Source organism: Pseudomonas sp. IPO3747 (assembly GCF_013385245.1).
GTDB classification, from domain to species: domain Bacteria; phylum Pseudomonadota; class Gammaproteobacteria; order Pseudomonadales; family Pseudomonadaceae; genus Aquipseudomonas; species Aquipseudomonas edaphica.
This window is the reverse complement of the sequence record NZ_JACAQL010000022.1, coordinates 670,980-681,116: the sequence shown is the minus strand read 5'-3', so window position 1 is coordinate 681,116 and position 10,137 is coordinate 670,980. Positions and strand designations below refer to the sequence as shown.

General features: G+C 57.4%; 8 protein-coding genes. 2 read left to right on the top strand and 6 right to left on the bottom strand.

Annotation, left to right across the window (positions count from 1 at the left end; all coding sequences use genetic code 11):
• Window positions 1-197: 197 nt before the first annotated feature.
• The 5 genes from HX790_RS24480 to HX790_RS24460 form a co-directional block, all read right to left on the bottom strand.
• Entirely contained in the window at window positions 198-1,172 is a 975-nt protein-coding gene (locus HX790_RS24480; RefSeq protein WP_176992310.1) for an NAD(P)-dependent oxidoreductase, read from the bottom strand.
• Window positions 1,169-2,461 carry an MFS transporter gene (locus tag HX790_RS24475; protein ID WP_176992309.1) on the bottom strand — a complete coding sequence of 431 codons (1,293 nt, stop codon included), beginning with the start codon at window positions 2,459-2,461 and terminating at the stop codon, window positions 1,169-1,171. The genes HX790_RS24480 and HX790_RS24475 overlap by 4 nt, the downstream gene beginning before the upstream one ends.
• A gap of 45 nt (window positions 2,462-2,506) precedes the next feature.
• The gene (locus HX790_RS24470; RefSeq protein ID WP_170038457.1) at window positions 2,507-3,448 is read right to left on the bottom strand and encodes a sugar kinase; all 942 of its coding nucleotides are present in this window, start codon (window positions 3,446-3,448) and stop codon (window positions 2,507-2,509) included.
• Complete coding sequence (locus tag HX790_RS24465; RefSeq protein ID WP_176992308.1) at window positions 3,441-4,223, bottom strand: sugar phosphate isomerase/epimerase; 783 nt, start codon at window positions 4,221-4,223, stop codon at window positions 3,441-3,443. Before HX790_RS24465 ends, HX790_RS24470 begins: the two co-directional genes overlap by 8 nt.
• Before the next feature lie 87 nt (window positions 4,224-4,310).
• Entirely contained in the window at window positions 4,311-5,369 is a 1,059-nt protein-coding gene (locus tag HX790_RS24460) for a LacI family DNA-binding transcriptional regulator (protein ID WP_170038455.1), read from the bottom strand.
• Between the two features lie 246 nt (window positions 5,370-5,615).
• Between HX790_RS24460 and HX790_RS24455 the strand changes: the two genes are divergently transcribed.
• On the top strand, window positions 5,616-7,589 hold the full coding sequence (locus HX790_RS24455; RefSeq protein WP_099548231.1) for a hypothetical protein: 1,974 nt from the start codon (window positions 5,616-5,618) through the stop codon (window positions 7,587-7,589).
• 135 nt (window positions 7,590-7,724) lie between these two features.
• On the top strand, window positions 7,725-9,743 hold the full coding sequence (locus HX790_RS24450; RefSeq protein ID WP_176992307.1) for a hypothetical protein: 2,019 nt from the start codon (window positions 7,725-7,727) through the stop codon (window positions 9,741-9,743).
• A gap of 150 nt (window positions 9,744-9,893) precedes the next feature.
• Here HX790_RS24450 and HX790_RS24445 read toward each other — a convergent pair whose 3' ends face one another.
• Entirely contained in the window at window positions 9,894-10,034 is a 141-nt protein-coding gene (locus HX790_RS24445; protein WP_158235122.1) for a hypothetical protein, read from the bottom strand.
• Window positions 10,035-10,137 lie beyond the last annotated feature (103 nt).

The following is a 10,137-nucleotide window of genomic DNA, read 5'->3' as shown; positions in this document are numbered from 1 at the left end:
AATCACTGGCGGATTGCGGGCATGCCGAGCCATAGCGAGGCACCGAGTGTTGGGGCGAAGACCTTTTGCTTACTTTTGGGTCTTTCCAAAAGTGAGCCGCCGTAAGGGCGGAACCCTAAGTGGCCGTTACCGCAGCAACGGATATGTACACAGCAGCGACGCCAGTCACCGAACCCGCCAACGGACCCACCGCAAGCTCAAGCATACACACTCGGATTAACCAGATTGTCCGGCCGCTCCCCAGCCAGCGCCATCAGCAAATTTTCCACCGCGCAAGCGGCCATCGCCTCCCGCGTCTCGTGGGTCGCCGAACCGATATGCGGTGTAGCCACCACATTGTTCAAACGCAACAACGGCGAGTCATGACTCAAGGGCTCGCGCTCAAACACATCCAACCCCGCCGCCCGAATCGTGCGTTGTTGCAGCGCCTCAACCAGCGCCGCCTCATCCACCACCTTGCCACGCGAGATATTGATAAAAATCGTCTCCGGCCCCATCAACGCAAACTCACGCGCGCCAATCAGCTTTTCGGTTTCAGCCGTGAGTGGCAAGGTCAGGCACACAAAGTCAGCCTGCTGCAACAACTCCGGCAAGCTACGAAACTGCGCCCCAAAGCGCTCCTCTACCCGCGGTTTTGGCGAATGACTGTGGTAAATCACCGGCATACCAAAACCGAAATGCCCACGCTGAGCCAGGGCTTCGCCGATGCGCCCCATGCCGATAATGCCCAGGGTCTTGCCATGCACATCGGTGCCAAAATGCGCCGGGCCGATGTTCTTGCTCCACTGCCCGGCACGCACCATATCGGCCAGCTCGACCACCCGGCGAGCGGTGGCCAGGATCAGCGCGAAGCCGGTATCCGCCGTGGTTTCGGTAAGCACATCCGGCGTATTGCTGAGCAGGATGCCGCGTTGGGTCAGGTAGTCGATGTCGTAGTTGTCGACGCCCACCGACACACTGGCCACCGCTTCGAGCTTGGGCGCCAGGTCGAGCAGCCTGGCATCCAGGCGCAGGCTGGCACCCAACAAACCGTGGGCACCAGGCAAGGCGTCACGCAGCCGGGCGAGGCCGGGTTCGTCGAGGGCGTCAATCAGGGTCACGTCGACGTGTTCGTGCAGGCGGGCCATCAATGGCGCGGAGAGTTTTTTGTACAGGACCACAGACTTTTTCATGAGGTTTTTACCTTCAACTCCAGGGTTGGCACCGGCACGCGATCACTGGCGCCGGGCTTGAGGAAAATCGTCAGCACCACGGCAAACATCAGCGCCCCGCTCATCAGCAAGTACGAGGCGCCGGGTGAGCCGGTGCTGCTATTGAGGTAACCGACCAGGTACGAACCGCCGAACGAACCGAGCGCGCCCATGCTGTTGATCAGCGCCATGGCGCCGCCAGCGACGTTGGCCGGGAGGATTTCCGGGACGATGGCAAAGAACGGACCATAGGGCGCATACATGCAGGCCCCGGCGATGACCAGCAGGGTGTAGGACCACCAGAAGTGCTCAGCGCCGAGCGCGTAGGACGCGTAAAACGCAATAGACGCGATCAGCAGCGGCGGCCACACAAAACGTTTACGTTTTTGCAGCTTGTCCGAGCCCCACGACACCGCCAGCATGCCGATCACCGCTGCCAGGTAGGGAAGAGCCGACAGCCAACCGGCTTCGACCATGTCCATCTGCAAGCCGGCCTTGAGGATCGACGGCAGCCACAACACGAAGCCATACACGCCGATGCTCCAGCAAAAAAACTGCAGCGCCAGGATGATCACCTTGGGCGAACGAAAGGCTTCGGCGTAGTTCTTCACCGCCTTGATCCCGACCTGTTCGGCGGCCAGGGCGCTTTGCAGGTCTTGTTTATGCTGCTTGCTCAGCCACTTGGCGTCGGCGGGTTTTTCATCCGCCAGCTTCCACCAGATAAACGCCCAGATCACCGCCGGCAGGCCTTCGATGATAAACATCCAGCGCCAGCTGAAGTGCTGCACCAGATAGCCCGAGACCACCGACATCCACATCATGGTGACCGGGTTGCCGAGGATCAGGAAGGTGTTGGCCCGTGAGCGTTCGGCTCGGGTAAACCAGTGGCACAGGTACACCAGCATCGCCGGCATCACCGCGGCTTCAACCACGCCGAGCATGAAGCGAATGGCGATCAGCATATAAGCGTTGGAGACCACGCCGGTCAGTGTGGCCAGGCTGCCCCACAGAATCAGGCTGACGAAAATCAGCTTTTTAACGCTGCGTTTTTGCGCGTAGATCGCACCTGGCACCTGGAAGAAAAAGTAGCCAAGAAAAAACAGCGCGCCCAGCAACGACGACATGCCGGGGGTGATCATCAGGTCTTCGGCCATGCCGGAGGCAGCGGCGAAGCCGTAGTTGGCACGATCCAGGTATGCCAGGCTGTAGGTGATGAACACGATAGGCATGATGTACCACCAGCGGCGGGTGGCGAGTTTCACAGTTTCCATGGGGTTGCTCCTGAGCTTGTTGTAGTTGTGGCAACAGGGAGTGGGTCATGCAACAGATCGGCTGGGTAATTCAGAGCGGGTGGGCAAACCTTCCATATCACCCCGGCTTTGCACGGCGCGGCTGCCGATCCAGTTGCCGCGCTGTACCGCCTCGGGGAAGCTCAGGTTTTCGAGCAGGGCGCTGATCATGCCGACGGCAAAACCATCACCGGCACCCACGGTATCCACGACGGTTTCCACCGGCACGGCGGCAATAAAGCCTTGGTCCATGTGGGTGCGGTAGTAGGCGCCGTCCGCGCCCAGCTTGATTGCCACGGCTTCGGCGCCCTGGTCGAGGTAGAACGCGGCGATGTCGGCCGGGTCGTCAAAGCCGGTGAGCAGGCGGCCTTCGCCCAGGCCCGGCAACACCCAATCAGCCAGGGCGGCGAGGGCGTTGATTTCGCCGACCATCTGCGCTTGGCTGGCCCATAACGACGGGCGCAGGTTCGGGTCGAACGACACGCTGCGCCCGGCCTTGCGCATCTGCGTCATCAGTTCCACGGACAGCTCGCGGGTGGCCGCGGACAAGGCGGGCGGGATGCCGGTGGCGTGCAGGTGACGCGCTTGCAGCAAGGCGGGGCTGATCGCGGCAATCGACAAGTGGCTGGCCGCCGAGCCTTTACGGAAGTACTCCACCTGCGGGTCGGCGCCGGCTTCTTCGCGGGACTTGAATTGAAAGCCGGTCGGGTGCAGCGGGTCGACCGCCACATGCCGACAATCCAGGCCTTCGTTCTTCAGCGTGTCGACCACAAAGCGCCCCAGGGAATCGTCGCCGACACGGCTTAGCCACGTCACATTGAAACCCAGGCGCGACAGGCCGATGGCGACATTGCTGTCGGCCCCGGCAATGCGCTTGTGAAACTGCGCCACCTGGGCCAGGTCGCCGGTCTGTTCGGCGACAAACATCGCCATGGTTTCACCAAACGAAAGGATATCGATCTCAGACATGGGCATTCTCCGCGCGGGGCTGGCCAAGGAGGGCGAGGGCGGCGACCTGCTGTGCGGTGACTGCAACCAGGTCATCGCCTTGCAACGGGAATTCCACGGCCCGGGTAATACCTTGAGTCATATGTTTGAGCAGTTGTTCCCACAGATGCAGGTCGGTAGCGCCGGGCGGCAAGGCCACCAGCTTGCCGTCCGGGCGACGCGCCACGGCCTTGCAGTGCAGGTAATCCACATGGCGGCCCAACAGCCGCGCGGCAGTGAGCGCGGATTGGTCCTGCCACTGCCAGTTGCCGATGTCGAAGGTCATTTTCACCGGCAAGCCCAGGCGTTCCACCTCAGTGAAGAAGCGTTGCATCGGCTCGATGCGCCCACCGTGCAGGGTCTGGTCGTTCTCCACCAGGAGTTTGACCGGGTGGCGGTTGAGCAGGGCGTGCAGGCTTTGCAGGTCGTTGGTGTCGGTGAAATAACCGAGGGAAACCTTCAGCCAGCGCGAGCCAAAGGCTTGGGCGCGGTCCAGGGTTGCACTGAGTTCAGCGTTGGGCTGGGCGCGCCCGGCGATCCAAAGTTCTAGGGGCGATGAGTACACCGATTCCAGGCCGTTTTCGGCAGCGGCCTGGGCGAGGTCGGTGGGTTGTTCGGTGGTCAGCAGTTCTTCGCGCCACTCGATGCGCTGGGCGCCGGCGGCACTGAGCAGTTCGACAAAACTCAATTGGCCAAGCGTGCGTACCAGGTCGGCACCGTAGCTGGATAGGCTGATGGAAACGGGGTATTTATGCATTGTTATGTACCTCTGAAACCGGTTTCATTTTTATACGAAAAACCAATGTGGGAGCTGGCTTGCCTGCGATGGCGGTGTGTCAGGCGACTACGGCTTCGCCTGACAGACCGCCATCGCAGGCAAGCCAGCTCCCACAAGGGATTGGGTGGAGCCACGGACGATCAGTTCGGGCAAAAAATCCAGGGTACGCGGTGGTGCGTCATCGCCGCGCAAGCGTTTAAGCAGGCAGTCAAAGGCGCTGGCGCCAATCGCGTCGGTGGGTTGGGCGAGGGCGGTGATGCCGTTGCCCACTAGCGGGTACCAGTCGAGGTCATCCAGGGCGATCAGGCCAACATCATCAAACAGCGTGCAGCCCAGCGTTTTGAGTGCGTGGGTGCAGGCCAGCGCAGCCACACCATTGGCGCAGAACAACGCCTTGGGACCTGGCTTGGCAAGAAAGCTGTGCAGGCGGTTTTCCAGCGTGCCATCGAGTTCCAGCACGGCGCCGGTCAACCCTGGGCGTGCCGCAATCTCGGCATTGAAACTCGCCTGACGCTCCAGGCGTGAACTGGTGCCATCGGCCTTTTCGCTCACCAGCAACAGGTCGCGATAACCCTGCTGTGCCAGGTGCTGCACGGCAACACGCACCGCCGCAGGGTTATCCAGGCCGACCATATCGCTGTGCAACGGCTCGACCTTGCGGTCCACCAGCACCAGGGGCATTTCGCGCTGCAACTCCAGCAGTTGGTCAAGGTGGTGGCCAAGGGTGTTCACGATCAACCCTTCGATGTTGTACGAACGCAGCGCCGCAAGGTGCTGGCGCTCTTGCTCGTCATCGCGGTCGGTGTTGCACACCACCAGGCTGTAGCCATGCTGGCGGCAGGCGGTTTCGACGCCGTGCATCACGGCAATGGAGTAGGGGTTGCGGATATCGGCCACCAGCATGCCGATCAGGCGCGTGCGGCCGCGTTTCAAACCGCGCGCCATCTGGTTGGGGCGGTAACCGAGTTCGCTGATCGCCTGTTCGATGCGCAAGGCAATGGCGTCGGAGAGCAGGGCGCGGTCCTCGCCGATAAAGCGCGACACGCTGGCTTTGGACACGCCGGCGCGTTCGGCGACGTCGAGCATGGTCACGCGGCTGCGCTGGGCGGCGGAAAAAGGAGTCACGGTGGCAGGCCTTTCTTATTGGAGGTGGTGACGTTCTGAAACCGGTTTCAGGAGACCTCATTCACGAAACAACGTCAAGTGTCATTCAGCGCGCGGCAAGCGCTCATTCGCGCGTGCAACCGACGAATGGCGGTAAGACCTGTTAGTTCTGACAGTATCGGGAAGTTACTAACGGGTATTCAATCAACGTCACAGCCTTCAATAAAAACCAGTGACCGGCGTAATGTTGCTGTTACGGAGAATGATATGAGCCCCCCCCCAACTAATAGCAATGTTCAAACCAATAGCGCCACAGGTTTGCCCGACGGCACAGTTGTGACCGCCGTGCCTCAAGCCCCCTTGCCAATCGTTGAGGGACGATTGGCAAGTGGTGTGATTCCAAAACGCTTATTGGATGATGATCTTCTCGTATGGATACCCGGCCCATGGATTGAACTGACCAAGCCGGGGGCCGTTGATTATATTGTTCATGTTTTGCATCAGGAGGGATTAGCGCTGCCTGTTTACGTTGAACCGATACCGGTCGTGGGAGAGTTGTTTCCCGGCGACTTTCCACTGCCGACGTATATTCCTAGCAGTTTGCTGATGAATGACGGTGTCTTCAATCTTTCTTATCGCATACACATTGACCAGCCCGACGCACCGGTGGCCAATTTCTCGCCCCCAGTCAGGATTATTATCGACCGCAGTGCGCCGGGTAAAGGCGAGGTGCTTAAGGCGCCGGTGTTTTCAAGTGCAGTTATTACTAATCCTGATCTGGATAATAATTTGACACTGGATGTCGTGGTGCCGGGCGATTATAAGGTTCGCGCCACGCTTGACGAAATATTTCTGTGGTTTATGAGCAGCAATTCAAATCCGACTGGCTTACCGATTCACGTTGAAAAAATAGTTGCTATTGCAGGCGCAATTATTTTGAAGGTGCTGGTGTCGGAATTTCGCAAGTTTTCAGGTGCGCAAGAATTGTTTGCGGTGTACCGGGTCAAGGATGAGGGGGGTAACATCAGTCAACTTTCCACGCCCGGAAGTGTCTTGCTGAGTCTAACGCCACTGCCCGGCAATTTGCCCGTGCCTACGGTGCCTGCGTTTGATTTTGATCAACTCATCAAACGTGACGATGCGCGTAATATCGTCTCGTTTGGCATCAGCAGCTACACCAATTTTATACCTGGGGATCTCTGTATCCCTGAATTGGCGGGTGTTAAACTTCCGCCGATACCTGTCACTTCATTTCCGTTTACCGGAACCTTGACCTGGCAGCAGCTGATTGCCAACGGCTCCGACCTGCAGCGAAAGGACAAGGTGCCGTTTCGCTATTACATTAGACGTGCTTCCGACACGGTGGGCCCTGGGACGCTGTCTCCGCTGAAATTGCTCAATATGGATTTCACGGTATTCGGCCGCGATCACAATCAGGCGCCAGCGTTACTTAACCCACTGTTGGACTTGGCCAATCTCTATGGCGCGGTGTCCAATACAGCCAATAAACTGGACAGTCGCGACAGTATCGACGCTGTCAGAGTGGAAGCGCGCCTGTCCGGTAACCCGCAAGTCGGTGACATGTTGTTGCTGTACTGGCCGGGGCAGGCAGCGCCGGTGGCAACCTATACCGTCAAGTTGGGTGACACCGCTGGCGCCCTTATCGTTTTTGACAATCGCATTAGCTGGTCGATCATACAGGGCGGTGGTAATACGACTGCCCCCGTGTATTACGTGAGCACCAACGGCGTTAACGAGCAACAATCGGGTAATCAAAGTGTTGTCGTAACCATCACGCCGCCTATAAGTTTTCCAAAACCCACGTTCCCTCAAAATATAAATCATCCTAATAAAATTATTAGTTGCACACCTGGCTTTGGCCCCGACGGCAAATCGATCCCGCTTCCCTGGGAGGTATTTCAGATTCAGGTGACGCCCGGAGTCGGTATAGCCCCAGGGGATGTGTGTACGCTGTCGTTCCAGGGGTACGCTAATTACCCGGATCGCAACCCGATAGCGTCGACAGCTCTTATCCTGAGTCATACGTGGGGCGTCAATCAAATGTCCCATACTTTTGAAATTACAGATTATCAAAACATAATCAAACCGCTGAGGGACTATGCCGGCGCCTCTGCGAAATATAGTGTTTTTCGAAACCACGGATTAAAAGGCGTATCGAAAGTCGGGTATGTGCAAGTTGACCTTAAATATCCGACTGGGAAGTATTGTGGGCCGGCCTAGCGTTGCATAAACCCATTCATGAAGATCGAAGTGTAGGTGGCAGTGAGGTAAGTGGCGTGAGGGCTTCAGTATCCAGAGGTCCCTGGTCGTTTGGTTTTATTCGGTAAAAATATAATTGCGGATGGAGAATAGGACATGATCGGTAAAAAAATTACGGTAAAGGCAGATCCCAGCCCTGGAGCAGTTGCTCCCGAAATCCAAGGAGTAGACCCTGTAACAGGGTATATTTCAGCGGCTGACGGGAACAAGCCTGTGGTGTTGATCATCACTTCCGGCCCAGGTTCAGACGCGGGTGACTGGGTTCGAGTCTATCGAAGAGACGTCATTAATGACTTGCCTGACTCATGGACGTTAGTGGCTCAAGTGCAATTTGTAATCAACGCCCCAGGTGACAAATTTTCGGCGAGTATTCCTGTCGTTACGAGCTCGGGAGTGCAGCAGTCGGGTGATTTTCAAGTACGTTTTGACTTGCACCAGAATGAGGGGGCGGATCCAACTATTCCAGGCTCCGTAGACAGGCCTGGTTCTCTCGGCCAGTCCTCACCCATTTCGACGTATAAAATAGACTTGGATCCACCCTATTTAAGGGTTCAGCCACCTGCGCCGCAATACACGGGGGCCTTTCCGCCGGGCCAGGTTATTAGTCTGGCACAACTGACGCAGTTCAATTTGCCATTCTCTATTCCTGACAACGTAACGACGGGCCTCGGGGCTTGGAAGCCAGGAGATGAGCTGACCTTCTTCTATAACCACGGCACCCCCGTGACAGCCACAGAAGTAGCCCGGCAGACTCCACCCCGGCCCATGGCCCAAACCGGCAACATGCTGACAGTGCTCGCCAATGAGATTACGCAAGGGGGGCCGTGCTTCTTTACTTACCAAATCAGGGACTCGCAGGGCAATGCAAGTTTGGTCTCTGCGCCTTCGATTACCTTCACGATCGCGCTGGATCCGGCACCCGAAAATTTACAGCCGATTATCATTCACCAGGCGCCAGACCTCGTTGATGACTTGGTCACTATTGAAGACTTGAAATCAGGCCCAACGGGCGAAATACCGACCTATACGAACGTTGACACTACCAAGGACGAGTTTCGGGTTCGATACAACAATGGAGCTTGGAGCCCATGGTCTCGCGTTCTCTCGGTTCCAATCACGTTGGATCAGGCCTTTCTGAGCCCCCTGGCTGTAGCGGACTATGCCAATGCAAAAGGTCCGAAATCGGTCGGTATCGCCTATGAAATACGCAAAAATGGTGACACTGTCCCCGGCCCGACCACGCCGTTCAGAGTGGACTTTAGTGTGACGGGGCCGAGCAATCCGGGAATACCAGGCAGTATCAATACCCGACTGATTCCTGCATCGTTCCTTGGGACCGACGCGGCGGCACCGAACATAATGGAGTTTGCACAGGCTGGCAAGCCGGTCACCGTTACGGTCGAGTTATGGCGAACCTCTGACCCTGCTGAACTGCCGGCGCCAGGCATGTTTCTTATCCTTGTCAACCCTGACGGTACGTTCATCGCGCCCGCTAAGGAAATAAGCAATGAGATACCTGGAGACTTTGTCACCTGGGACATCGACTGGAGTGTCTTTCAAAAACTGGGCAATGGCAAACATAACATCAGCTATGTCGTATCACCAACGGCAACGCCAACGTCTGCCACTAACCTCAATCGCGCGTTACCTAGAGAGGTTGACGTGCGGGATGCGGTAACTACACCCCTGCCGGCGGCTAAATATGTCAATGCGACGGGGGGGCCGTTTGGTCAATGGGCCTGCCAAGCGTTAGTAGCACCGGCGCCGACAAACTGGGAAGGCAGGGTAGCTGTGGATCCGGACCCGAGAATGGTGGTTGGTCAGCTACTGACCTTGGTACTGCAGGTGTTCAGACCTCGCACGGGCACACCTCGGCTTTTTGACCAAACGCAAAGTTTCAACGTACTCGTTACCCCTACCATTAGAGATAACGGCCATATCTTCCGGATTCCCTACGCGGGTTTCCTTGAACATGCCCAAGTAGGGCGTGCGGAGGCGACTTACACCGTGCCGCTGAACAACGGCACGCTGGGGCGTGGTACCGCGGGCGTTAACGTACGTACGACGTTGAGTTTCACACGGTGCGATAACGTGGGACCAATCATCGTCCCTTAGAGGCGTCATTGATACGCTGCAGGGTTCCCCTCTCACTCTGAGAGGGGGGTTCCCTGACAGTGCCCTACCGATTGGATGACCCAAAGTGCTGCCTACTTACCAATAGGTTGCAGATTAATCCTACATAAGAGTGAGTGTTTAATACTTACTCTACGTGCCGCACAGGTAAGGCGTCACTTTCAGGAAGTGAGCCGAACCGCTTTTGTAGGCCTTACCAAAAGAGTGATTGACCATGTCGGCACTGAACACGTTCGAACTCAAACCCTTGAGTGCAATGATGAAAGTCCCCACCATTACATTCTGTTTGTTTGCCGCGATGCAGGGGCAAGCTCAGGCGGTTGTGATAGGTAGCGGTGAGCAAAGAACCATTGACGCAACTGAGCAAACAACGGAT

Bases quoted from the DNA above. Each gene is read 5' to 3' on its own strand.
- HX790_RS24450 (WP_176992307.1), top strand. From the start codon at position 7,725: ATGATCGGTAAAAAAATTACGGTAAAGGCAGATCCCAGCCCTGGAGCA.
- HX790_RS24480 (WP_176992310.1), bottom strand. From the start codon at position 1,172: ATGAAAAAGTCTGTGGTCCTGTACAAAAAACTCTCCGCGCCATTGATG.
- HX790_RS24475 (WP_176992309.1), bottom strand. From the start codon at position 2,461: ATGGAAACTGTGAAACTCGCCACCCGCCGCTGGTGGTACATCATGCCT.
- HX790_RS24470 (WP_170038457.1), bottom strand. From the start codon at position 3,448: ATGTCTGAGATCGATATCCTTTCGTTTGGTGAAACCATGGCGATGTTT.
- HX790_RS24455 (WP_099548231.1), top strand. From the start codon at position 5,616: ATGAGCCCCCCCCCAACTAATAGCAATGTTCAAACCAATAGCGCCACA.
- HX790_RS24465 (WP_176992308.1), bottom strand. From the start codon at position 4,223: ATGCATAAATACCCCGTTTCCATCAGCCTATCCAGCTACGGTGCCGAC.